This is a genomic window from Streptomyces sp. NBC_00457, from assembly GCF_036014015.1.
Lineage (GTDB): Bacteria > Actinomycetota > Actinomycetes > Streptomycetales > Streptomycetaceae > Streptomyces.
In genome coordinates this window covers 10,370,993-10,394,965 of record NZ_CP107905.1, presented here as the reverse complement: position 1 = coordinate 10,394,965, position 23,973 = coordinate 10,370,993, and the positions used below count along the sequence as shown (strand labels likewise).

The following is a 23,973-nucleotide window of genomic DNA, read 5'->3' as shown; positions in this document are numbered from 1 at the left end:
AGGCGGCGCGCAGCGTCGAGGAGCGCTGCGAGGGAACCTCGGTTCCCTCGCAGCGCTCCTCGACTTCGTGGGCGGTTCGGAGCGGTCGCTCATGCCTCGCTCTCGTCGCCACCGAACGGAGCTTCACCATTCATGACGCGCTCCTCCGGAGGAATGGGTGCGAGGCTCACGCGCACGTCGATGCACGTCGGCCGGCGGGCCGCGAGGGCGGTCTCGATCGCCGGGCGAAGCTGGTCCAGCTCTGTGACGTCGACGCCGTCCGCACCGAGAGCTCGCGCCACGCCGCTGTAGGAGCCGTTCTCCAGGCGGTTGTTGGTGACGCGGTCCTGTCCGTAGAAGAACTGCTGGGTGTGCAGGGTGGCGCCCCATGCCTGGTTGTTGAGGACGATCACCACGACCGGCAGTCCCGCCCGGACCAGGCTGTCGAACTCGGCGAGGCTGTAGCCGACCGCGCCGTCGCCGGTGACGAGGATCGTCGCCTTGTCGGGGGTCGCGTACTGCGCTCCCAGAGCCACGCCGAAGTTGCACCCCATCGAACTGAGGTAGCCGTGCCCGAGGTAGTGGGCCAGTGGAGCGAGCGCGATCGTCTCGGAGAGCCACAGTTCGGTCAGTGCGCCGTCGACGAGCACGGTGGCCCCGTCGGGAACACTCTCGGCGATCGTGCGGACCGCGAGGTACGGGTGGATCGCGTCGTCCTCGTGCTTCTCGGTCTCGGCGGCGAGCGCGGACCTCCGGACGGCCGAGACGTCCCGCAGGGTCCCCAGCCATTCGCCCCGCCCCGAGGGCACGGGGCTGTCGCCCAGGCGCTCGTTCAGCAGGCCGATCGTGCCGATCGGGTCGGCCTGGATGCCGAGTTCGACATCCTGCAGCCGACCGAGCTCACGGCCGTCGGGGTCGATCTGAAAGATCCGCGCGCTCTTCGGGAGCAGTTGACCCGTGCCGAACCCGGTCGTCATTCCGAAGCGCAGCCCGAGCAGCAGGACCAGGTCGGGCCGCTCGTCCTCGGGGACGGTGGCCAGGGTCTGGACGAGACCGACCTGCCGCTCGGACCCGACGATCGCCCCGAGGCCCTCCCAGTCGGAGAGGAGGGGCACTCCGGTACGGGCGGCGAAATCGTGCAACCGGGCCCGTGCCTCGGCGGTGACGAAGGACTTGCCGACCAGCGCGATCGGCCGCCGGGCGGTGCTGAGCGCCCCGAGGATCTGGTCGACCGCGGCGGCGGAGGCGATGCCGGTGCCGTCGATCTCGACGCGGTAGTCCTCGACCTCATCGACGTCGACCGTCTGGCGCAGGACGTCCCAGGGAATGTCGAGGAGCACCGGGCCCTTGGGCTCCGACTGCGCGGTGCGGATCGCCTGGGCGACCAGGCGAGGGATCAGGTCGGCACGGGTGACGCGGTGCGCGAACTTGGTCACCGGGGCTGCCATGGCGACCTGGTCGAATCCGGCCTGCTGGTCGTTGGTCTCGTCCCTCTCGAGAGGACCGGAGCCTGCGATGTAGAGCACGGGGGTGCGGTCCAGATAGGCATTGGTGATGGAGGTCAGGACGTTGGTGAAGCCGCCACCGGCCGTGACGACGGCGACGCCCAGGTCCCCGGTGACCCGTGCATAGCCCTCGGCCGCGTGGCCGGCGTTCATCTCGTGGCGCACGTCGACGACCCGAAGCTTGGCGTCCAGTGCCTCCTGAAGAATGGGGTCGATGTGTGCTCCGGGCAGGCCGAAGGCCACGTTGACGCCGGCTCGCTGCAGTGTTCGCACGACGAGCCCACTACCGGTTGCGGGTGCCATTCGATGGTCCGCCTCTCTGGACGCACTCAGGGTTGCGACAAAGGTCGCGGGGACAGGGCCGCATCTCGGCCGCCCGTAGGGAGTCTCGGGCGTGGCCTGGGCGACGACAACGACTGTGTTCGTTGGACGGTCAATGGCTTGTTCGGTGTCGAAAGCTCGAGACCCCGTCGAGCGGACCGTTCGCGGAAGCGATGTGGGGCTTACCGGCAGCCCCTCAGCGGTTCACATGTGCCTCCCGGGGCGCATTCACACCGAGGCTGAAACAGCGACCTCGGGGTCGTACTCGTAGATCCAGCCGTTCGCCCTGAGTGGGTCGGCCTGCGAGTACGCCAGGTCGCGCGCCTGCTGCTCCGGGCCGTCCGGAAGGTGGTTGATGTGCGACCTTCCGTGCGACACCTCCTGCAGGCGTGCCGTGCGGGGGCGACGCAGCTCTTCGTAACGCCCCAGCGCCGCGATCGGGTTGTCCGGTGCCTCCGCGAGGCAGAGGGCCAGGACAGCTCCGTCCTCGATCGCCTGGGCGGCGCCCTGGGCGAAGAACGGGAACATCGGGTGGGCCGCGTCGCCCAGCAGGGTCGCGTTGCCGCGGTTCCAGTGGTCGAGTGGCTCCCGGTCGAGCAACGCCCAGCGCCCCGGCGTGTCGGCCGACCTGATCAGCTCCACCAGACGCGGATCCCAGCCGGCGAACTCGTCGAGCAGTTCCTCGAGCGTCGCGGTGGCCGTCCACGACTCGACACTGCTCACCCCGGCCGGAGCGAAGGCGACGAGGTTGACGTACTCCTCGCCGGAGACCGGGTAGTGCACGAGGTGGCGGTCGGGGCCGATCCAGAGGGTCTGGGCGCGCCGCCTGGCGAAGTCGGGGGCCTTCTCCGCCGGCACGAGGGCCCGGAAGGCGCAGATGCCGGACTCCCTGGCCTGGGTCGGCCCGACGACGGCGCCGCGCACGCGTGAATGGACTCCGTCGGCGCCGATGAGGATGTCCGGGCGAACGGTCTCGCCGTCCTCGAACCACAGGACCGCCTGGTCGCCTTCGAACTCGACCGAGACGCAGCGCTTGCCGAGATGGACCGAGTGCTCGGGGACAGCCGACCTCAAGGCGTCCAGCAGGTCGGCACGGTGGGCGGCGTAGGTGTGCTCGCCGTACAGGCGTATGCACCCCTCCTGAAGGTTCTCCGCGGAGAGGACGGCACCGTTCTCCCAGCGCCGGAACTCCCAGCCGATCTCCATCCGGACCGCGCGCTTGACGAACCGGTCCAGCACGCCGAGACGTCGTAGCAGGCGGGCGGCGTTGGGCGCGATCACCAGGCCGGCACCCACTTCGGTCAGGGCGGCCGCCTGCTCGTAGACGTCACTGTCGAAGCCCTTGTCGCGAAGGAAAGCCGCGGCGGCGAGGCCTCCGATGCCGCCACCGAGGATCGCGATCTTCGGGCCTGGTCCCGTACTCGTCATGCTCTTTCACTCCCGTGGACCTCGAGCGAGGTGGTAACTGGTTGCCTTCAAGAGTCCGGCACAATGCGCGCTGAAAGAACGGCCAAATTCATCCAACGAACATTGAAGGTAGGGTGACTGGGGTCACGCGTGATCAAGGAGAGGCCCATGCCTCGTGCGAACGAGCCAGGACGCACAGTCAGTTCTCGACTATGGGACCTGCTGTTTTCCTTCGACCCCAACAACACCGAGCTGAGCCTCGCCGACCTGGCCCGACGTACCGGCATGCCTCACGCCACCGCCAGGCGTCTCACGCTGGAACTCGTGGAGGCCGGCGCGCTGGAGCGCACCAGCGACAACCGGTTCGCGATCGGTCTGCCGCTGTGGCGACTCGGGACCCTCGCACCGCGTGCCGAGACGCTCCGCAGCGCCGCGCAGCCGTTCGTGGAGGACCTGTACACGGCTCTTCGCCAGCATGTGCAGCTGGCGGTCCTCCAGGGCGACCAGGCCGTGATCATCGAGCGACTCTCGGCGGTCAACGCCGTCGGTCTGACGTCGCAGGTCGGCGGTCTTCTGCCCTTGCACTGCTCAGGTGTCGGCAAGGTGCTGCTGAGCCACAGCAGTCCGGCCTTCATCGATGAGGTGTTGGCGGGGAGACTCCAGCGCTTCACTCCCAGGACGATCGTGGACCCAGCGGAACTCCGTCGCGAACTGGCGTCCTGTCGCTCGACCGGCACGGTGGTCGTCAAGGAAGAGCTGAGCGAAGGGGCCGAGTCGGTCGCGACGCGCATCGTCGACGGCCGCGGCCAGGTCGTCGCTGCTCTGTCCGTCGTGGTGGCCGCGGGCTCGATCAAACTGCAAGCGGCCGTTCCCTCCCTGGTCGCGAGCGGACTGGGACTGTCCAGGAGCCTCGGCTGGCGGCCGGGCGTTCCCATTCGCACCTCGTAACCCTTGGCGGGGCGAAGAGACCGGCGCGTCATGCCGGCGGTTGCCGCAGGGAGAGCTGCATGTGGCCGAGGCTCCGTCCCTCGTCGGGGAGCACGAGTTGACGCTGCTCCTCATCGCCCTTGGTGATCGCTACCAGCCATGCCGCCTCCGCCTGAGCGACCGTGTCCGGCGTGCGGACGTCGTTCGTGCTGGTCGGCACTGGGTACGACATGGTCATTGTTCGACTCCTGTCCGAGTGCGTCTGCTGATCGTTGTGAACCTTGTACGCCGTGGCCCGCCGCGACTGCTGCTCCTGAGGAGGAGGTGGAGTCGCGGCGGACGGTCCGGTTGCCCCTGGCCGAGCTGCCGTCCGTGTGCGGGTGCTGCACGTTCGTCAGGCGGTCAGCCGACGAGGGTGTGCGGGTCGTCGTCGAGATGAGCCTGTTCCAGGCCGCCGCGCGCCCCGACGAGTACAAGTGCCGCCGCCACGAGAGCAGCCACGCCACCGAGCACATATGCGAGGGAGTAACTGCTGCTGAGGGCGTCGAAAGCGACGTCCTTGAGTGGGTTGAAGGGCACGACCTGACCATCCGGCAGGGTGATGTCGGCCGGCACGGAGTTGGCGCCGAGCGGGCCCGATTCCACGGCGTGCACTGCCGCCTCGAGCTGCGGTCTCTGATCCGCGGGAGCATGGGCCGCAGAGGCCTGGAAGGCCTCGTAGGCGCTCCTCAGTTCGGGATCGCCGGCCAGCTTGCCGGCGATCTCGTCGGCGGCCCGGCCCAGTGCGACAGCGCCGGCGATCGCGGGGCCGAGGGCGAACCCGAGGTCCCGGAACGTGCTCGTGACACCGCTCGCCATACCGGCGAGGTGGTTGGGCAACGTGTTGACCGCGACCGCGGTGATGGAGGCGAAGGCGAGTGCCGAGCCGACGCCGGCGAGAATCAGAGGCCCGACGATGGCGCCCAGGGACCGACTGGTCGCCGGAACGCCGGCGAACCACAGCCCGCTGGCGCCGATGAGGGTCAGGGCTGTGCACAGAACCCACCGGGGGTTGTAGCGCTCGAGCAGCTTGGAGGTGAGGGGCAGCAGTACGAAGCCGATGCCTCCGAAGAAGAGGTAGGCGACGGAGCTCTTCAGTGGGCTGAATCCCTGGATGGTGGTGAGGCGGATACTGGTGCCGTACATGATCACGAGGAACGCGAACATACCGATCAGGGTGACCACCGAGTTCATGGCGAACGCGCGGTTCCTGAACACACTCAGGAGAAGCAGCGGCTCGGCCGCACGGCTCTCGGCGAAGACGAACAGCACGAGGAAGACGGCCGCGACGATGAACGCGCTGACGATCTGCGAGCTCCCCCAGCCGCTCTCGGGGCCCTGGATCACGGCGTACATCAGCGCGAACAGGCCGAGCGCGGCAGTGATCTGACCCGGCCAGTCGACGGATCGGCCCAGAGGCGAGGCGGAGTTCTGGGCGAGGGCCAGCGACAGAACCACGCTCACCGCGGCGATGACAAGGACACCGACGAAGGCCCAGCGCCAGTTCGCGTTCCCGGCCCAGCCGAGTTCGACCTTGGCGGCGAGGCCTGCCAGCAGCGGCCCGAGGAAGCCGCCGACCGAGAGCGCGGTGGCCCAGATCGCCACGCCACGCGCGCGGGTGGCGGTGGTGTGCGTACCGGCCGCCACCATGGCGAGGCTCGTCGGGAAGACGGCCGCGGCCCCGATGCCGTTGAGGACCTGGGCAAGGATCAGCAACGTCACCCGAGTGTCGGACGAGGATCCCTCACCCGGCACCAGGACCGCGAGAGCCGAGCCCACGACAATGAGCTTGCAGAACACCGTGCCGCTGAGAGACGTGAGGGCGGCAAGTTCGACGGTGTCCTTCTTCTGTTCAATGGGCGGCACGAACGGTGTCTCCGTGCTCGGCGCGGTACTGGCACGGCAGGTCCAGGACCAGATGACGCACGGTCTCGCCGCGGCCAGCCTGCCCTGCACGGGTAGAGCTGTCGCCGACACTCGTCAGCAACCGGGTGTGGTGCGCGAGATCGTGCGCGTCACCTACGGCGACGCGACGGCCCAGGTCTTCCTTCTCTCGGCAACCGCAGCTGTCCTCGCGGTCGTCGCTGCCCTCCTGATGCTGCCGGTCAGGCTGCGCAGCAGTCTCGACCTTCCCGAGGAAATCGTGTCCACTCCTGAGCTTGTTCTTTATCTTCCGTCCGTGTCATAGGGCGGGGAGGGAAGATAAAGAACAAGCTCAGCCTGCATCTGGCAGAGCAACGCCTCGGCCCGCGCTGATCGCCCGTGCGGCCGCCGCCCCCGCTCTGGTACCACGCCTGTCACTGCTGCTGGTCCTGGCCGAAACCGCGATGGAGCTGCTCAACCTCAAGAGCCCCAACGCAGTGCGGTACACCCTGCTGACCGGCGGATCCCTCCTGCTCGCCGACGATCTCGGCCACGGGATGACCATCGAGCACGCACCGAGCACCGCCAACACCTGGGCGCAGTGCCTCCTCGTGCTCATCACCACGGACATCTACTGGAACAGCGCCTGGCAGAAACTGCGCTACCCACAGTTCCGTACCGGCCTGTACCTCGCCCAGTGGGTTCACGACTTCACACAGGTCAGGCAACAGCTGCCGTACCGGCGCCAGTTCGCCGTACCCGGCCTCGTCCGTCGCCACATGGGCAACCTCACCGACCGCGACGTGCAACGGTGGCGGCTGATCGCAACCGCCGTCATCGTGGCAGAGATCGCGCTGCCGCCGGCGCTGCTCGTCCCCGCGACAATGCCGTACGCGGTCGCCGTCGGCATCGGAATGCACGCGGCGTTCACCTGCCTCAAGCCGCGCCAACTCATCACCTTCTCCGCCTCGTGAAACGACACTCCGAACGGCGGAACGCAGTCGGCCTCCGCCGCGGGGACGTTCGTCACCCGCGCCGAGGTCACCGTCCGATTCGACTGCCACCACCACGAGTTCACCGAGTTCTGGTCCATCGCCCAAGGTCGCGGCACCGTCCTCATCAGTGAGATCGAGCACCAGGTCTTGGCCGGTGACATCCCCTCCAGCGCCGTCGGGCAGAACCACGACATCCTCGGCATCTCCGAGGAGATGCACGCCTTCTACCTCTCCGCCGAGTTGCCGCCCGGAGCTCCCTCTCATCATCTGCACCGGTCCCCCGAGGCAGCGCTCAAGCGCCCCGTCGGCGATCAGCGGCAGGCGGCGGCTGCATTCCGGACGCGAGATCGCTCTGTGGCGTGCTCAGGAGGTCGGCGTGCGCGAGATCGCACGGCGCCTGGGGCGTTCGCCTTCGACGATCTCGCGGAAGGGCTGATGGCGACTCTCCCACCTGCATCCTTCGGCGATTGGCCGGGGCATTAGGGCAGGAGGAGTACTTTGCCGGTCTGTCGTTGGCTTTCCAGGTACGCGTGGGCCTCGGCCGCCTCTTCCAGGGGGTAAGCGCGGTCGATGATCGGGGTGATCTTCTTGTCTGCAAGCAGTTGCAGGCACAGTTGCTGGTCCCGCAGGGTGGCGCCGCGCACGCTGGCGATTTTCACCTGCTGGCCGATAACGGCGAGTGCGTCCAGTTCGAGGCGGGATCCCTGGTCGGTCGGTGTGCCCAGGACGATGACCGTGCCGCCGAGCCGTAGACAGGAAAGGGAGAGCTGGAAAAAGTCGTTGCCGCCGACGCAGTCCCAGACGGCGTCGGCGCCCAGACCGCGCGTCAACTCCCTGACCTGTGTCGGCAGTCGGGGATCGGTGGAGTGCCGGATGTGGTCGTAGCCGAGGCTGGTGAGGGCTTCGCCGCGGTCCGGCTTGGTGGTGGTGCCGATGACGGTGGCTCCGCTCAGCTTCGCCAGTTGGGCGCAGGCGATCGCCATCCCGCCGCTGGCGCCGGTGATGACCACGGTGTCGCCGGGGCCGACGGGTGCCTGCCGCGCACAGTTGAGCGGGGTGGTGTAGGTCCACATGGTGGCCGCGGCTGTCTCGAAGTCGACGCCGTCGGGGATGGGCAGGATCGCGTCCTGGCGACGTACGACGTACTGGGCGTATCCGCCGAAGACCTGGTGTCCGGGGTAGGCGGTGTCGATGCACAGGTTTTCGAGTCCGCGTACGCACAGGGCGCAGTTACGGCACGGCGGGTGCGGAAGCTGCACCACCCGGTCGCCGGGGCGCCACCTGGTGACGTTCTCTCCGGTGGCGACGATTTCACCGGCCGCGTCCCGGCCGAGCTGGAACGGCAGGGGCCATGGCGGGCGTCCCGGGAGGGGCTGCGGCAGGTTGCCCGCGCGATAGCGCAGGTCCCAGCTGTTGACGGCTGTGGCGTGCACGCGCATCAAGATGTCGTCGGGGCCGACCTCGGGGATCGGCGCCTCTATGTACTTGAGCACCTCGGGCCCGCCGTGTTCGAACAGGCGGACCGCCATCATGGTCTGTTCCACTTTCACGTTCCTTCAGATCGTTACGCGGTTCATCGCAGGCTCTACACGGCCGCCTGCACCTCACGTACCAGACCCCGCGAGCGGACCGAGGCCAGGCTGCTTACCAGGAGGCAGACCAAGACACCGAACAACCCGACGATCGGCCACTTGGTTTCGGGGCGGATGAATATCAGTTCGAAGATCGCCCCGCCGCGTTCGGGACGGACGGCGGCGTCGGGTTCGCGAGCAGGTCTACGACTGAGCACGGGTCCAGCGCACTCGACGTTCGGCGCAACCGGATCGGCCATGTCGGCGGACAGCAGTCGGCTGCGGAACAGACCCGCGAGCACGCCACGAAATCCGGCGCCGTCCCCGCACAGGCCGTGCGCAGGTCGGCGGTTCCCTCACGCAACGCATACTCGCCGAGCGTGTGTCCAGCCGGATCCCGGTGCCCGCGCTCCTCCACAGGGAGGAGTACGGAGCAGGGCTGAACCGGACAGCACGGTGCGAACCGCCGTAGTCAAGTGGCGCACAACAGGGTGATCGACGGCGGTCGAAGGCGGGACGAGGAGAGCCTGCATGTCGCCCAGGCAACAGCCGCCTCATAAAACCCGTACCACTCGGCGTATGAAGCCTCCGTGAAGCCAGTCGCTCCCTTCTTTCGACCGAGAAGCCGGTGGTGCCTCCACGGAGGTCGTCGGGACCGACCGATTCCGAGCAACGGAGAAGCTAGGGGAAGCAAGGGCTGCAGCCAGCTGCCGTCGACTCCGCGGTCCGAACTGTTGGCGCGGACAGCTATGCCTGCGGCTGGACCTGGCCGGGGCCGACGTGCGGCTCCTCGATCTCCGCGAGCCGCAGGGCCTGGGAGCCGCCGAACTCCTCGTACAGGACGGCCTTCATGCCTGACGCTTCCCGTCATGTGCGTAACGCTGCCGTGGGGGATTTCGGACGACGCCTCCATTCTCGACAAAGCAGGCGCCACTCCCCCTGTCCCTTCGTAGAGTTCCGGCCGGCCGGAAGAACAGAGGGAGTTCGGGACGGGACGACGCCGCTGGTGGCCATGGCCGCGATCGCCGATCTGGTCCGGGCGTCGCCTGCCAGGGTCCTGCGGGACGCCGGCCGTGGCACGTGCCGCGAGCAGCCGCACGCACCCTCGCCGTCGCCGGAGGCGGCGAGGGCGCACTGAGTGCACTGCTCGGCGTCCTTCGCGACCGCGACCCGCTCACCACCGCCGCTCCGGGAAGGGCCGATGGAGTCAGCGGGAGACCAGAGGCACGCCTGCCCCTGGGGCGGGTTCCTGCGGCAGGCGCAGGGTGAACGTTGCTCCCTTGCCCAGGCCATCGGATTCCGCGGTGATGTCTCCGCCGTGGGCTCGGGCGATGCCCCGGGCGATGGTCAGACCGATGCCGCTGCCGCCGGCGGCAGCGGGTCGGCCGGGATGCTTACGGCGTTCGAAGCGGTGGAAGATGCGCTGCAGGTCGTGTTCGGCGATGCCGACGCCGTCGTCCGTGACGCGGACGATCACGTGGCGGACGGGCGACGGTTCGGTGTGCACGGACAGCGCCACATGCCCGTGCGGATCGCATGCGGCCAGTGCGTTGCCGAGCAGGTTCACCAGGACCTGGGTGATCCGGTCCGGGTCGCAGAAGGCGCCGACGGGTGTGCCTGCGTCCACGGCCAGGGTCACCAACTGGTCGTCGTACTGGGGGCGCAGTCGCTCGGCCGTGGTCCTTGCCACCGTGGCCACGTCGGTGGGCTCGCGGTGCAGGTCGAAGGCGCCCTCCTCCGACCGGGACAGGCTGGAGAGGTCGCCCGCCAGGCGCTGCAGCCGGTCCAGGTCGTCGGCGAGGGAGGCGAACATCGCCTCATCGGGGACGAAGATGCCGTCGGCCATGCCCTCGATCTGGCCGCGCAGGAGGGTGATGGGGGTGCGCATCTCGTGGGCGACCTCGGAGATCAGCCGGGCGCGGCGGCGTTCGGTGTCGGCGAGGGCTGCCGCCAGCGTGTTGACGTCCTCGACCAGCGCTGCCAGGCCCGGCTCGCTGGGGAGTTCGAGGATGTCGTCGTAGTGCCCCTCGGCCAGCCGACGCGTGGCGGCGCGTACCCTGTCGAGCGGACGCAGCAGAAACCGGGACAGGGCGACGGACACCGGGAAAGCCGCGGCCAATCCGAACCACAGACCGACCTGCAGGACCACGTCGCCTTCGACGTCGTCAAACCCGAGCCACACCTCGATCAGCGCGCTGATCGCCGCCATGGCCAGCAGCGCCAGGAGAAGCACCATCACGTGCGAGAGCACCAGCCGGTTGCGCAGTGACAGACGGTGGTAGGCCGGGAAGCGGGAGGGCGGCATGGGCGGGTGTCCTTCCTGGCCGCTAGGCGGGGCGTCCGACGAACCGGTAGCCGATGGTGCGCACGGTGCCGACGAACCGGGGTGCGTTCGCGTCGTCGCCGAGCGCTCGCCGCAGCGTGCGTATGTGTACGTCCACAACGCGCTCGTCGCCGAAGAAGTCCTCGCCCCACACCTGGGTCAGCAGTCCGCGCCGGGTGAAGACCCGCCCGGGGGCCCGGGCCATGGCGAACAGCAGATCGAAGTCGAGGGCGGACAGCTCCACCGTCCGGTCGGCGTCGGCGAGGACGGTCCGTGTCTCGGGATCGACGGTCAGTCCGTCGAAGCGCAGTACGTCGTCCTCATGGGCCGCGTCGGACCGGCTGTCGGTGCGCCGAAGGATGGCGCGTACCCGTAGTGCCAGTTCCCGGGGACTGAACGGCTTGGTGACGTAGTCGTCGCTGCCGGTGGTGAAGCCGATCAGGCGGTCGATCTCCTCGTCGCGGGCGGTGAGCATGATCACCGGGATCTGGCTCGCCTCCCGGATGCGGCGCAGGACCTGGAATCCGTCCAGCCCGGGGAGCATCACATCGAGCACCACGAGGTCCGGCCGGTCACGGGTGACCGCCTGCATGGCGGACGGTCCGTCCGCGGCTTCGACGACGTGGAACCCGTCCGCCTCCAGGTAGCCGCGCACGGTCATGCGGATCTTGGGTTCGTCATCGACGACCAGAACGCGCTGCGTGCTCATCGTGCTCGCTTTCCATCGCCGAGGTGAGGAGGGGAAGGGAGGGGAAGCCGTCATGGCTGCGGGGCAGCCGCGGCATGGAGGCAGAGAGCCTCGAATGCGGCCAGCGTACGGTGTCTGTCGTGGTCGGCGACGGCCTGCGGGGAGGCCAGCCCGTGCGCCGTGATCCCCCTCTCCGCACTGGTCGTTCCCACCGGCCTCCGCCGCCGGGCAGATCAGGCACCGGCTTCCCCCTCCTGCGTCCGCGCTCGCCCGGCCCCCGACGTCGATCCGCCGATGGCCTCCCCCGTCAGCCGGCGTCGTCGGCCTTTGCGCAGAGCCCCGTCCGCGCCCCTCGGCGAGGCAGCGGGCGGAGGGCGGGGCCGGGCTGGCGTACGGTCGCGGTTCAGCGAGAGGCAGCGCGGCGTATACGCGCCCGCAGTTTCGGGAACTGACCGAGGGCGTTGTCCCGCTCGAGAGCGATCCGCTGGCGCCGGCTGTAGACCTCGTCGACGGTCGGCTCGGGGTCGCCTGCCTTGAGAATCGGCAGTCTGCCCTTGAGGAAGGGCATCGTCTCGACGTTGTCCGCCGCGTAGAGGTGTCGGGTCGCCGGCCAGTCGCTGCCGAACATGATGTGGTCGGCGGGCACCAGCGACGACAACGGCTCCAACTGCGCGGCGGTGAACGCCTGCGCGTCGTCGAAGAACATCCGCTTGAGGTAGGTGAGGGGGCCTTCCGGCAGCACCTCGTTGAACGGCGGGAAGGCCGAGTGCCGGGTCGCGAGCCGGTAGGCCAGGAACGGCAGCGCCCCGCCGCTGTGCGTGAAGTGCCAGCGGATGTTCGGGTAGTCCCGCAGGACACCGTTGTAGATCAGGCTCGTCATCGCACGGGTCGCGTCGAAGGTGTACTCGAAGACGTTGTTCCCGGCCGGGATGTCGGGGCCGAAGCAGAGCTTGGGAGCCGGGTTCGTCTCCGGACCCGTCGGGTGGACGTAGACGTAGGCACCGCGGTCGTTGAGGATCTCGTACAGCGGCTTGAAGGAAGGATCGCCCAGGTAGGTGCCCTTGTAGTTGGTGAGCAGGCAGATGCCGTCGAGATCCAGTTCGCCGAGCGCGCGGTCCACCTCGGCCACCGAGCCCTCGATGTCGGGCATCGGGGTGACCGCGAAGATCCCGAACCGGTCACCACGGGTCTGTACGAGGTCGCGGGCCCAGTCGTTGACCGCGCGGGCGGTGGCACGCCGGTCGTCGACCGGGCCGACGGTGACCTGGAGGTCGCCGAACGACAGGACACTGGCCTGGATCCGGTACTGGTCCATGAAGGCCACGTGCCGCTCGACCGACCACGGACCGTACGCCCCGGTGATGGCGCCGAGGAGGCCGTAGCGCTTCAGGTAGTCGTTGTACACGTCCGGTGAGTAGTGCGCGTGAGTATCGATACGCCAGTTGCCCTTCGGCAGCCCCGGCCCGGACGATGCCTCCTCCTGAGAAGCCATGGCGGCCGGCACCGTGGCCGCCGCCGCCGTGACAAGCGCCGCGGCCGATGCGCCTTCGATCATCCTTCGACGCGAGATGTTCCGTCGATGGTTCATTTCCAGGTCTCCTCTGGTTCTGTGTGCGAGTCAGGTCGTATGTGCGTACGACACGGCGTCGTCGCCAGGTCGGCAGGGCCTACGCAGGAGGGCGATGCTCCCTGCGGTCGTGGAGACCGCTCCCTCTCCCCGGGCGCGTGTGCGCGCGGTTCAGGCCGATCGGGGAGCGCAAGCGGCCAAGTCGCCCCTTGGCCGGCCGGTTGTCGCCAGCAGGTCGATCCGGCGCTCAGGCGTGGGAGCCCCACGGCGCAGACGTAGCCGCGTCGGCCGGCAGTCGGCTGTGGAGCGGACCCGCGAGCAACACCGCCGAACAGGCTGGCGGCTCCTTCATGCAGCGCGTCATCGCCGGCCTCCTGCCCAGCGGGGTCCACGTGCCTGGCCGACCGCCAAGACCAAGGAACGTGCCGATCACGACGGAACCGGACAGCGCGGTGCCAACCGCCGTAGTCAGGTGCCGCACAGCAGAGTGATCAACGTTGTTCACCGGCGGGACGAGGGGTACGTGCATGACCGCCAGACAACAGGCGCCTCATAAAGCACCTACCGCTCAGCACATGAAGCTTCCATGAAGCCAATCGCCGCGCTGGCGCCCGTGCGGTCGAAAGCCTCGTACCAGTGGCCGTACGGGTGCGGGGCCTCGCTCAGGTCGGTGGTCGGCCGCACCGGCTCGGCCGGCCAAGGCTCGGCAGTAGCGCCTGGCGACAATCGCGAGACGGGTTGCACGAGTCCGCTTTCGGTGACTACTCCCGGGAGTCCTGCGGTGCGTCGGCGCGCTGCAGGGTGGTGAGCCACTGAGCGACGACCGTGTCGATGAAGGCGTCGGTGACCTGGCCTCGGTCGAGGAAGAGCCGGGCGAGGACGGGCCCGTACAGCAGGGTGAACTCGTCTTCGCTGATCTGGATGCCCGCAGGCTCCAGCAGCTTGTTGAAGCCGGCGTGGCGGTCTTCGCCGATGCGGACGAGCGCCCGGGCGCTGTCGGGGTCGTGGTCGGCCTGGGCGGTGACGGCCAGGGCCGCGGCTCGCACGGCCGGCACGCCGACGCCCGCGCGCAGGCTCTTGAGCCAGGCGGTGGCCACGTCACGCACGTCGCTGCCCGGTTCGGGGTAGGTGCCGAGGTCGGGGCCTTCGAGGACGAGGTCGAAGAGGAGTGCGGCTCGGGTGGGCCAGTGCCGGTAGAGGGTCTGGCGGGTGACGTCCGCCCGTTCGGCGAGCAGGGCGTAGGTCAGCCCGGCCGGTCCAACCTGTAGCAGCAGCTCGCGCGCGGTGGCCAGGACGTGGTTGCGGGTCCGCTGCACGCGCGGATTGCTTTGGGCCGGTCGGCGGCGGTGGGCGGGCTGCGTCATGCCGCCAGCCTACCGGCACATCATACGGCGCGTGTGATTGACGTCACAGGCCCAAATCATACGTTCCGTGTGATAGACCTGAGGAAGTAATCACACGCATTGGATGATTCTTGCGTGCCGACCCACTCGAAAGGCAGACCGCCATGACACCTCGCAACCCGATCGAACCCACGTTCGCCCGCACTCGCCTCGGGTCGGGCCCCGGGCTGCTCCTCGCCCACGGCGCCGGCAGCAGCCTGGCCGGCACCTACGGCCCCGTCCTGGAAGCCCTCGCCGCCCGCCACACCGTCGTCGGCATCGACTACCCCGGCAGCGGCGACACCCCCCGCTCCACCACCCCGCTGTCCGTCGACGACCTCGCCGACCAGCTCATCGCCGCCGCCGACGCGGAAGGCCTCGACCACTTCGCCGTATCCGGCTACTCCCTCGGCGGCCCAGTCGCCATCCGAGCCGCCACCCGCCACCCTGAACGCGTCACCGCACTCGTCCTGACCGCCGCCTTCCCGCACCGCGACAACCGGCTCGCCCTCGCCTCCTCGGTCTGGAGCAAGATCGCCGCGTCCGGCGACCGCGAGCTGCTCGCCGAATTCCAGCTCATGATGGCCCTCGGCACCCAGGCACTGGAATCGATGCCGGCCGAGCAACTGCAGCAGACCCTCGGCTACGTCGCCGCCGGTGCGGCCGACGGCAGCTCCGAGCAGACCGACCTCGTCGGCCAGGTCGACGTCCGCGACGACCTCGCCGGCATCACGGTCCCCACCCTGGTCGTCTCGACCACCGACGACCGGCTCGTCTCCACCGCCCTGCACCGCCACCTCGCCGAGACCATCCCCGGCGCCCAACTCGCGGAAATCGCCACCGGCCACCTGCCGATGCTGGAGCGGACCGAGGAGTGGCTGCAGCTCATCACCGACTTCCTCGACAAGCATCACGCCTGAACGCAGACCACAGGAGGGGCCACAGAGCCTGGCCCCTCACCCGGACCGATCACAACTCACCACACGCGAGTTCATGGAGGAATCATGCTCAGCTTCGGCCAGCTCGACGAGTCCACCCACTTCCACGACCAGCAGAAGGAGAAGGCCGGCCCGGTCACCATCATCAACACCTTTGTCGCCCCGGAAGGCAAGGAGGATGAGGTGGTGGCCGCCTGGACGGGCGACGCGGAGTACATGAAGAAGTCGGGGAGCCTGCTCTCGGTGCAGCTGTACCGGGGTATCGGCGGCAGCCGGCTCTTCACCAACGTCGCGGTCTGGAAATCCACCGAGCACCTCCGTGCGGCACTCGGCACGCCGGAGTTCGCCTCGCACCTGGGGCGCTACCCGGCCGGCACCGTCGCCTACCCGCACCTGTACCGGAAGTTCGCGGTCGAGGGCATCTGCGAAGGCGAATGACGCGGCAGGACGTACGCGACGACGCATGGTGCCGGGTCGACGGTGATGGCGGCGGCGAGCGCCGTCACACCGCCTCGACGGAGTCCGCCTTGCCACGGACGACATCCCGCAGCCGCTTCTTGTCGATCTTGCCGACCTTCGTCAGCGGCAACTCGTCCACGACCAGCAGGTCTTCGGGGAGCTTGTATCGCGCCACCTGCATCGCAGTGAGGGCGGCACGGACCGATTCGAGGCTCAAGTGGGTCCCCGGCTCGACGACCACGACCGCGCACACCCGCTCCCCCACGTCGGGGTCGGCCTTCGCGACGGCCGCGACGCGGGCGACACCGGGCAGGCGATAGATGAGGTTCTCGACCTCCTCGGCGGAGATCTTCTCGCCGCCCCGGTTGATGAGGTCCTTGTCGCGTCCTTCGACGACGAGATTGCCCGACGGGTGCAGCCGGACGACGTCACCGGTGCGATACCAGCCGTCGGGGGTGAACGCGCGGGCGTTGTGCTCGTCGGCCCGGTAGTAGCCGCGTGGGGTGTACGGGCCGCGGGTGAGCAGGGCGCCCATCTCGCCGGGCGGGACCGGGTTGTCGGAGGCGTCGACCACGAGGATCTCGTCGGCCGGGCACATGGGGCGCCCCTGCGTCTCGATCTTGATGTCGTCGGGGTCGTCGGGGCGCGTGTAGTTCAGCAGCCCCTCTGCCATGCCGAACACCTGCTGGAGTGTGCCGCCGAGCACGGGTTCGGCGCGGCGGGCGACCTCCGGCGCGAGGCGGGCGCCACCCACCTGCAACAGCCGTAGTGCGGGCGGGGCGGGGTGTCCGCCGGAGGCCACCGCGTCGATCCAGCGCTGGACGACGGCCGGCACGGCAGCGGTGGCCGTCACGCCCTCGGCGGCCATCAGCGGCAGCACTTTGCCGGGTTCCGGGGTGCGGGCCAGGACGACCCGGCCGCCGTTCATGAGGGTGCCCAGGATGCCGGGGCAGGTCAGGGGAAAGTTGTGCCCGGCGGGCAGTGCCACCAAATACACGGTGTCGGGGCCGAGGCCGCACACCTCGGCGCTGCGCCGCGCGTTGTACTCGTAGTCGTCATGGGTGCGGGTGATGAGCTTCGGCAGTCCGGTCGTACCGCCGGAGAGCAGGAAGACGGCGATGTCACCGCTGTCGGGGGCGAGTTGATCGAGCCTCGCCCGTGCGGCGGCCGGGTCATCGGCCGGTTCGGCCAGGGCGCGCAGGTCCGTGGCGTCGGTGCCTGCTGTGCCACCCGCGACGAGCAACAGCCGTACGCTCGAGGTGGCTTCGGCGACTTCCCGCCCCAGGGCCTTGTGGTCGAAGTCGCCGAGTCGGTCCGGTACGGCGATCGAGGTGACCTCGGCATGCGCGGCCAGGTAGCGCAGTTCGTGACCGCGGTGCGCGGGCATCGCCATCACGGGAGCGATTCCGGCCCGCAGGCAGGCAAGGGTGAGTGTGACGAACTCCCAGCCGTTGGGCAGCTGGACGAGCATCGCGTCACCGGGGTTGAGACCACTGTCCAGCAGTCGGCAGGCCAATCCGTCGGCTCTGTCAATGAGTTGACGGTACGTCAGGCGAATGTCGCCGTCCACGACGGCCACCGCGTCATCGTAGGTCTCGGCCCAATCGTGGAGGTACGAGCCGAGCGGCCTGCCACGCCAGTACCCGGCCTCGCGGTAGCGGTCGGCCGCCTCCTTGGGCCAGGGGACGAATCCCTCACGCGTCATCGGATCCTCCTTGATCCCGGGGGTCACGCAGCAGCAGTACGGCGTCGAGCGCGACGACGTCGCCGTCGGGCAGGACGCGCAAAGGGTTGATCTCGCACTCGGCCACGGCGTTCTCGGCGGCGAGGGAGGCAAGGGCGAGCAGCACGTGGGTGAGGCGCGCGCGGTCGACCGGGGTGGCGCCGCGCGCGCCGAGGAACATCTCGCGGGTGGTGAGTTCGTCGAGCATGGCGTAGGCCTCGTTCGCGGACAGCGGCGCGAGCCGTAGGGAGACGTCGCCGAGGATTTCGGCGGCTGTTCCCCCGGCGCCCAGGGCCAGCACGGGGCCGAAGACCGGGTCGCGGCGTACGCCGACGATGAGTTCGGGACCCGCGGGGGCCATCTGCTCGATCAGCTGCGCGGGGCTCGCGGGCAGGCGGGCGAGGGCATCGTCGAGCTCCTCGTGCGTGCGGACGCCGACCTGGACCCCGCCGACTTCCGTCTTGTGCAGGATCTCCGCGTCGAGGATCTTCACGACGACCGGTCCGCCGAGTTCGTCGAGAGCCGCGTGCGCCGCGGCGGGGTCGGCGCACACGCGCCGCAGCGGCGTACGGATCCCCATGTCCGCGAGGATGCCCTTGGCCGCGTGCTCGTCGACCGGACCCGGCAAGGGAAGGGCGGGTGCGTCGGAGGCGGTGCCGACGGTGGCTTCCAGGCGGGCGCGGGCCGCCGCGTCCTCGACGAGCGCGCGCACCATGACCGATCCGGAGGCAGGTGTGGCCGCGCAGGGGATGCCGGCTTCGCCGAGTTGCCGGCGGGTGACCCGCGCCTGCTCCACGGGTCCGCCGACGACGGCGACGAGCGGGGTGGCGGTACGGGCGGCGGCCAGCGCGGCCGGGAGGTCCACGGCGGTGGGTTCCAGCAGCCCGTACACGGCGGTGACGTCGATGCCGGGATCCTCCGAGACCCGCTCCACGACCTGCGTGATCGCGGGTGAGGGGCGGCCGGTGTCGACGGGATTGTTCAGGTAGGTGAGGGCGGGGAGCAGTTCGCGCAGCTCCTTCACCGTCCGTTCGACCAGGGGTGGCACCTGGATGCCGTGGGAGCGCAGGTCGTCGGTGAGCAGCAGTCCGGGTCCGGCCTGTGCGGTGACCAGGCCGATGCCGGGGCGTGGGTGAGCGGGGAGCCGTACCCGGCTGAGCGCGGTGACGGCGTCGACGAGGTCGCGTTCGTCGTCGACGAGGACGGCCCCGGCCTGGCGCAGGGCCGTCCTGGTTACGCGCCAGGAGGTGGCCAGGGCGCCGGTGTGGGAGCGGGCGAAGTCGCCGATGTCGCTGCGGCCGACGACCAGGGCCACGACGGGGACACGACCGGTCAGGTGGCGTACGGCCTCGGTGAGGCGGCGGCCTTCGGCGGCGGTCTCCACGTGCAGGGCGACGGCCCGTACGCCGTCGTCCTCGGCGAGGTGACGCAGGACGTCGGCCTGTGTGACGTCCAGGCTGTTGCCCAGCCCGACCCCGAGGCGCAGGCCGATGCCGGCCTCGGCCAGGGCGAAGGCCAGCGCGTGGTTCACGCCGCCGCTCGCGGCGACGACCGCCACCGGGCCCGGCTCCAGATCGGCCACGCCCGGCACGAAACTGGCCGTGAGCCGCCGGTGGGGGGCAAGGAAGCCTGACGTGTTCGGTCCGAGGACACGGATACCGGTGTCCTCCACCACCTCGGCCAACGCCTGTTGGTGCCGCGCACCGTCGCCGCCGGCTTCGGCGAACCCGCCGGCGCACACGAGTGCGGCGCGGGCCCCTGCGGCCGCCGCCTCGCGCAGTGCGGCGGCGGTCACGGCGGCCGGAATGCAGGAGACGACCAGGTCCGGAGTGATGCCGTGGGCTTCGGTGGCCTCGCCGATGGTGCGGAAGAAGCCCTGAACGGGGTCCGGGCGACCGGTGTTGACCCTCATCACCGGGCCGGGGAAGGAGGCGAGCGAGTCGGTCATCGCCGCGCCGAGCTTCCCGGGCGTGGCGGAGGCGCCGAGCACGGTGATGGCTCGTGGTGCGAACAGCGGGTCCAGGGCGGTCACTTGACGCCTCCGACGAGGTCGGCACGGCCGGACAGGAGGAGCGTGGTCGCGCTGTCGTCGTCGTACGGGCCGATGACCGCGGCGGGCAGGCCGTGCGCGAGACGGGCCTCCTCCGCGACCAGCACACGGGTCAGCCCGGTGCCACCGCGTACGCCGACGAGCGGGACGCCCGCCCGGGCCGCTTCCCGCACCCGGTCGAGTGCGAGGGGCAGCCCTTCTTCGGTGTCCGGGGCGTCGATCCACACTCCGGCGGCGGAGGACCGGCCGCTGAGCGGCACCATCGGGATCTCGGTGCCGTCGCTGCCGGTCAGCGCGCCGTCGGCCGCCGTGACCCAGCGGGAGGGGAGCCGGAAGGGCCCGCCGCTGTACGGCGTCCGAAGCGGAGCCGCCCCGTTGTGGGCCTGCCACCATGCGTCGACGCGGTCCACGTACACCGCGTCGCGCACGGCGAGTTTGCCGCGCGGGATGCTGCGGCTGAGGAAGTGGAAGGCGAATCGCGTCGGATCGTCGAACGAGCGGACGTAGCGGCCGAAGTGCTCCCACCACGACAGGCTGGGCCGCGCCGAGTTCTGGATCCTCTCCACCTTGGGGCGGCGGCGTCCCTCGTAGATGTCGAGTGCCTTCGGCACGCTGTGCGGCGCCTCCCCCAGTGCCTCGGCCAGCGCGACCGCGTCCTCCATGGCCATCTTGGTGCCGGAGCCGACGGAGAAGTGCGCGGTGTGCGCCGCGTCGCCGAGCAGCACCCACTTGCCGCGCCGCCATGAACGGGCCCTGCGGGTGGCGAAGTTGGACCAGCGGGAGTTGTTGCCGACCAGTGGATGCCCGTCGATCTGCTCGCGGAACAGGTCTTCCAGGTAGCTCTTGGTCTTCTCGTCGCTCGTGCCCGGAGGGGTCGACGGATCGAAGGCGTCGAGTCCGGCCTTGGCCCAGGAGTCGGCGTCGGTCTCGACGATGAAGGTGCTCAGCGAATCGCTGATGGGGTAGGCGTGCGCGGCGAACACACCGTCCGGGCCGTCCTGGTGGACGAAGGTGAGCCCGTCGAACATGTAAGTGGTGCCGAACCAGATGAACTTCGCGCTCGCCACCTCGGCGGTCGGTCCGAAGTCGTCGGCGAACAGCGTGCGGAAACGGCTGTTGGCGCCGTCGCACACCACGACCAGATCGAAGTCGTCCAGCTCGGCGGAATCGCGGACCTCGTGCTGGAAGCGCATCTCAACGCCCTCGGCGCGGGCCCGTTCCTGCAACAGGCTCAGCAGCGTCTTGCGTACGACGGCCGCCATGCCCATGCCGCCGACGCGCTCCCGTGCGCCGTGCACACGGGCCTCGATGTCGTCCCAGTGCCGGCCGTGCTTCTCCAGCGCCTCGCTGAGGACGGGGTCGGCGGCGTTGATGGCGTCGAGGGTGGCGTCGGAGAAGACCACTCCGAAGCCGAACGTGTCGTCGGGGCGGTTGCGTTCGAAGACCACGACCTCGGCGCCGGGCCGGCTCCGCTTGAGCAGGGTGGCGAAGAACAGTCCTCCGGGACCTGCGCCGATGCAGGCAACTTTCATGGCTTTTCCTTCGCGCTCACAGCCACGCGGGCAGTTTCGGCAGGGGTGCCCCGCCGGTCGGGTACAGAGGGCCGGGCACGGGCCGTCCGGTCGCATAGGCGGCCAGGCTGGGCAGGTCACCGCGCACCGCGACCGGCTGCGCGCCGCCGGGTGTACCCAGGAGCCAGGTGCGGTCGGCGTCCTCGGCCCGCAGCTCGACGGGGTGACAGTCCGGGCGCGTCCGGAAGGTGGCGGCCACGTCGTCAACGAGCGCCACGCACACCTCGTGCGGGACGTCGTCGAAGGTGGTGAGGTTCAGGTCGACAGTGTGGACCCACACCTCGCGCACTCGCATCCAGGGCACGTGGGAGGCGGGCACCTCGCGTCCCCGCGCCGTCCGCACGGTCGCGCCCCAGCACTCATCCGGCAAGCCGGCGAATTCCTGGGCCAGTCGTCCGTCGGCCGCGAGGAGGTCCTCACGCAGTTCGCCGGCCGGTTGGCGGGCGCCGTCCTCGATCTCGTTCGCGCGCCGGTCGGCACTTGCGTACATCGGTGTCTCGACACCCGTACGCGCCCAGGTCATCAGGTTGACGAGCGCATCGGCATTGCGGGCGACGTGGGCGACGACGTGGGCCCTGCTCCAGCCCGGCAGGTACGAGGGCCTGGTGAGTCCCGAGTCGGTCAGCCAGTGCACGGCGGCTTCGAAGGCAGCCGTGCCCTTGGCCGCCCGCTCCAGCATCGCGGCGGGGCGTGCGCTCACCGCGTCTCCCGGCGGCAGGTGTTGCGGCACTCGCCGATCCCCTCGATCCGGGTGACGAGGGCCGAGCCATCCTGGAGATAGCGGGCGGGCTTGCGGGCATGGCCGACCCCGCCCGGAGTACCGGTGGCGATGACATCGCCGGGCACCAGCGTGATGATCTCGGACAGGTACGCGACCAGCGTGGCCGGATCGAAGACGAGGTCACCGGTGTCGGCCTTCTGGACCGTGTCGCCGTCGACCTCACAGGTCAGGCTCAGGCCCTGCGCGGCGACCGCGGGGTCGTCGGCGGTCACCAGCCACGGCCCGATGGGGGTGGTGGCCTCGAAGGTCTTGCCCTGGTCCCACTGGGTGGTGCGGTACTGCCAGTCCCGGGCGGTGACGTCGTTCAGCACGGTGTACCCGGCGATCGCGGCCCGCGCCTCCTCCGTGCCGGCGTGCCGGACCTCGGACCCGATGACGACGGCGAGTTCGGCCTCCCAGTCCATCTGTGTGGACGCAGCGGGCAGGGTCACGTCGTCGTACGCGCCGACCAGCGCCCGCGCGTACTTCGAGAACAGCGTGGGGTGCGAGGGGAGTTCGCGGCCCATCTCCAGAATGTGGGTGCGGTAGTTGAGGCCGACGCACACGACCTTCTCCGGCGCGACGACCACCGGGGCGTAGTCCAGGGCGCCTTCGTACGTTTCGCCGTCGGCGTTCGCGGCCCGCGCGGTCCAGTCGCCGTGGCGCAGGAAGGCCACCAGATCGCTCTCGCCCAGGTCCACTGCGTTGTTCTCGTCGACGCGGACGGCGCGCGTGATGCCGTTGACCCGGATGGTGGCGAGCTTCACTTGTGTTCTCCTCGGGCGGTACGGGCGAGGCCCAGGGCCTCGTAGACGGGCTCGTCGCTGAACCGGAACAGGTCGACCTGGGTGCGGGCGGACAGCGAGACCTCGCACCAGGACGGGACGACGAACAGGTCGCCCTTGGCTATCTCGAAGACCTTGTCGCCGACATGGGCGACCGCCTCGCCCTCGAACACCTGCCAGACCGCGGAGCCGACCGTGCGCACCGGGACGGTCTGGGTGCCGGCCCGCAGGCGGCGCATCTCGGTGCGCATCGTGACCAGGGCGTCCCTGCCGGTGGTGGGGTTGGAGAAGCGCACTCCGGCGTGCCCGGGCTCCAGCACGCCGGGGACGCCTTCGTTCTCCAGCTCCAGTTGTGCGGTCAGGGCGGCGTCGGTTTGTTCCCAACGGTAGGCGCCCAGCGGGGAGTTGGGCTGGTCGGGCTGCCCGATCGGGCGCAGTCCGGGGTGGCCCCACAGTCGCTCGCCGCGCGAGCGCTCGGGGGTTTCACGGGTGGAGAGTTCGTCGGGGCCGAACTCGAAGAAGCCGGCGTCCAGTTGGGAGACGAGCGGGATGTCGAGGCCGTCGAGCCAGGCCATCGGCTTGTCGGTGACGTTCTGGTGCTCGTGGAAGGCCCAGCTCGGCGTGAGCAGCAGGTCACCGCGCCGCATCGCCACCGCGTCCCCGTCGACGTTGGTCCACACGCCCTCGCCTTCGACGACGAACCGGAAGGCTCCCTGGCTGTGGCGGTGTGAGGGGGCGACCTCGCGCGGGCCCAGGTACTGGATCGCGGTCCACAGGGTCGCGGTGGCGTAAGGAAGGCCCGGCAGGCCGGGGTTGGACAGGGCCATGGCGCGGCGCTCGCCGCCACGCCCCACCGGTACGAGCTCTCCGGAGCGCTGTGCGATGGGCAGCAGCTCCGCCCACCGCCACAGGTGCGGGACCGCGGCAGGCTGCGGTGACATCGGCATGAGGTCGTCCACCTGCATCCACAGCGGGATCAGGCCCGCTTCCTCGAAGTCCGCGTACAACTCGTCGAGCAGCTTGCGCTCGGTCTGTTCGCTGGTGGTGTCGGTCACGGAAACCTCCACGTCGTGTGTACGGCGACCCAGGAAGAAGCGCCCATCTCTTGGCGCTGATTCAA

General features: G+C 69.8%; 21 protein-coding genes and 1 pseudogene. 6 read left to right on the top strand and 16 right to left on the bottom strand.

Translation table 11 applies throughout. The features are described from left to right. Positions 1-89 precede the first annotated feature (89 nt). Positions 90-1,787: a thiamine pyrophosphate-binding protein gene (locus OG828_RS47430; protein WP_328504701.1), complete on the bottom strand. Its 1,698-nt coding sequence runs from the start codon at positions 1,785-1,787 to the stop codon at positions 90-92. 246 nt (positions 1,788-2,033) lie between these two features. Then, complete coding sequence (locus OG828_RS47425; RefSeq protein WP_328504700.1) at positions 2,034-3,233, bottom strand: FAD-dependent monooxygenase; 1,200 nt, start codon at positions 3,231-3,233, stop codon at positions 2,034-2,036. Between the two features lie 147 nt (positions 3,234-3,380). On the opposite strand from OG828_RS47425, the gene OG828_RS47420 reads away from it, so the two are divergent. Beyond that, the gene (locus OG828_RS47420) at positions 3,381-4,160 is read left to right on the top strand and encodes an IclR family transcriptional regulator (protein WP_328442196.1); all 780 of its coding nucleotides are present in this window, start codon (positions 3,381-3,383) and stop codon (positions 4,158-4,160) included. 28 nt (positions 4,161-4,188) lie between these two features. Here the strand turns inward: OG828_RS47420 and OG828_RS47415 are convergent, their stop codons facing one another. Continuing rightward, entirely contained in the window at positions 4,189-4,377 is a 189-nt protein-coding gene (locus OG828_RS47415) for a hypothetical protein (RefSeq protein WP_328504699.1), read from the bottom strand. A 164-nt stretch (positions 4,378-4,541) separates the two neighbouring features. After that, the gene (locus OG828_RS47410; RefSeq protein WP_328504698.1) at positions 4,542-6,044 is read right to left on the bottom strand and encodes an MFS transporter; all 1,503 of its coding nucleotides are present in this window, start codon (positions 6,042-6,044) and stop codon (positions 4,542-4,544) included. On the opposite strand from OG828_RS47410, the gene OG828_RS47405 reads away from it, so the two are divergent. The 3 genes and pseudogenes from OG828_RS47405 to OG828_RS49790 all read left to right on the top strand — a co-directional run. Beyond that, the gene (locus OG828_RS47405) at positions 6,034-6,366 is read left to right on the top strand and encodes a hypothetical protein (protein ID WP_328504697.1); all 333 of its coding nucleotides are present in this window, start codon (positions 6,034-6,036) and stop codon (positions 6,364-6,366) included. The genes OG828_RS47410 and OG828_RS47405 overlap by 11 nt on opposite strands. A 139-nt stretch (positions 6,367-6,505) precedes the next feature. Further along, on the top strand, positions 6,506-7,015 hold the full coding sequence (locus tag OG828_RS47400) for a hypothetical protein (protein ID WP_328504696.1): 510 nt from the start codon (positions 6,506-6,508) through the stop codon (positions 7,013-7,015). A 331-nt stretch (positions 7,016-7,346) separates the two neighbouring features. Beyond that, positions 7,347-7,466, top strand: a pseudogene (locus OG828_RS49790) (helix-turn-helix domain-containing protein); the annotation flags it as partial. Positions 7,467-7,515: 49 nt separating this feature from the next. On the opposite strand, the gene OG828_RS47395 reads toward OG828_RS49790, so the two are convergent. From OG828_RS47395 to OG828_RS47370, 6 genes are all read right to left on the bottom strand, one after another. Continuing rightward, entirely contained in the window at positions 7,516-8,580 is a 1,065-nt protein-coding gene (locus OG828_RS47395; protein ID WP_328504695.1) for a quinone oxidoreductase family protein, read from the bottom strand. Between the two features lie 41 nt (positions 8,581-8,621). After that, positions 8,622-8,909: a hypothetical protein gene (locus OG828_RS47390; RefSeq protein ID WP_328504694.1), complete on the bottom strand. Its 288-nt coding sequence runs from the start codon at positions 8,907-8,909 to the stop codon at positions 8,622-8,624. Between the two features lie 905 nt (positions 8,910-9,814). Then, a complete protein-coding gene (locus tag OG828_RS47385; RefSeq protein WP_328504693.1) occupies positions 9,815-10,912 on the bottom strand; it encodes a sensor histidine kinase in 1,098 nt (365 codons plus the stop codon). Positions 10,913-10,934: 22 nt separating this feature from the next. Then, entirely contained in the window at positions 10,935-11,639 is a 705-nt protein-coding gene (locus OG828_RS47380) for a response regulator transcription factor (RefSeq protein ID WP_328504692.1), read from the bottom strand. Between the two features lie 382 nt (positions 11,640-12,021). Further along, entirely contained in the window at positions 12,022-13,173 is a 1,152-nt protein-coding gene (locus tag OG828_RS47375) for an amidohydrolase family protein (RefSeq protein ID WP_328504691.1), read from the bottom strand. A 773-nt stretch (positions 13,174-13,946) separates the two neighbouring features. Further along, entirely contained in the window at positions 13,947-14,549 is a 603-nt protein-coding gene (locus tag OG828_RS47370; RefSeq protein WP_328504690.1) for a TetR/AcrR family transcriptional regulator, read from the bottom strand. 143 nt (positions 14,550-14,692) lie between these two features. On the opposite strand from OG828_RS47370, the gene OG828_RS47365 reads away from it, so the two are divergent. Beyond that, entirely contained in the window at positions 14,693-15,487 is a 795-nt protein-coding gene (locus OG828_RS47365; protein ID WP_328504689.1) for an alpha/beta fold hydrolase, read from the top strand. Between the two features lie 84 nt (positions 15,488-15,571). Continuing rightward, positions 15,572-15,943, top strand: coding sequence for an antibiotic biosynthesis monooxygenase family protein (locus OG828_RS47360; RefSeq protein ID WP_328504688.1), 372 nt, complete (start codon positions 15,572-15,574; stop codon positions 15,941-15,943). A 64-nt stretch (positions 15,944-16,007) separates the two neighbouring features. On the opposite strand, the gene OG828_RS47355 is transcribed toward OG828_RS47360, so the two are convergent. The 6 genes from OG828_RS47355 to OG828_RS47330 are packed head-to-tail and all read right to left on the bottom strand — an operon-like array spanning position 16,008 to position 23,908. Beyond that, a complete protein-coding gene (locus tag OG828_RS47355) occupies positions 16,008-17,669 on the bottom strand; it encodes a (2,3-dihydroxybenzoyl)adenylate synthase (RefSeq protein ID WP_328504687.1) in 1,662 nt (553 codons plus the stop codon). After that, positions 17,659-19,719 (bottom strand): acetate--CoA ligase family protein, encoded by a 2,061-nt coding sequence (locus OG828_RS47350; protein WP_328504686.1) that lies wholly within the window; start codon positions 19,717-19,719, stop codon positions 17,659-17,661. The genes OG828_RS47355 and OG828_RS47350 overlap by 11 nt, the downstream gene beginning before the upstream one ends. After that, positions 19,716-21,269, bottom strand: coding sequence for an FAD-dependent monooxygenase (locus OG828_RS47345; RefSeq protein ID WP_328504685.1), 1,554 nt, complete (start codon positions 21,267-21,269; stop codon positions 19,716-19,718). The genes OG828_RS47350 and OG828_RS47345 overlap by 4 nt, the downstream gene beginning before the upstream one ends. Positions 21,270-21,285: 16 nt before the next feature. Then, a complete protein-coding gene (locus tag OG828_RS47340) occupies positions 21,286-22,008 on the bottom strand; it encodes a maleylpyruvate isomerase family mycothiol-dependent enzyme (protein ID WP_328504684.1) in 723 nt (240 codons plus the stop codon). After that, positions 22,005-22,835 (bottom strand): fumarylacetoacetate hydrolase family protein, encoded by an 831-nt coding sequence (locus OG828_RS47335; RefSeq protein ID WP_328504683.1) that lies wholly within the window; start codon positions 22,833-22,835, stop codon positions 22,005-22,007. Before OG828_RS47335 ends, OG828_RS47340 begins: the two co-directional genes overlap by 4 nt. Further along, positions 22,832-23,908, bottom strand: a complete 1,077-nt coding sequence (locus tag OG828_RS47330) for a cupin domain-containing protein (RefSeq protein WP_328504682.1) — start codon at positions 23,906-23,908, stop codon at positions 22,832-22,834. Before OG828_RS47330 ends, OG828_RS47335 begins: the two co-directional genes overlap by 4 nt. Positions 23,909-23,973: the final 65 nt, after the last annotated feature.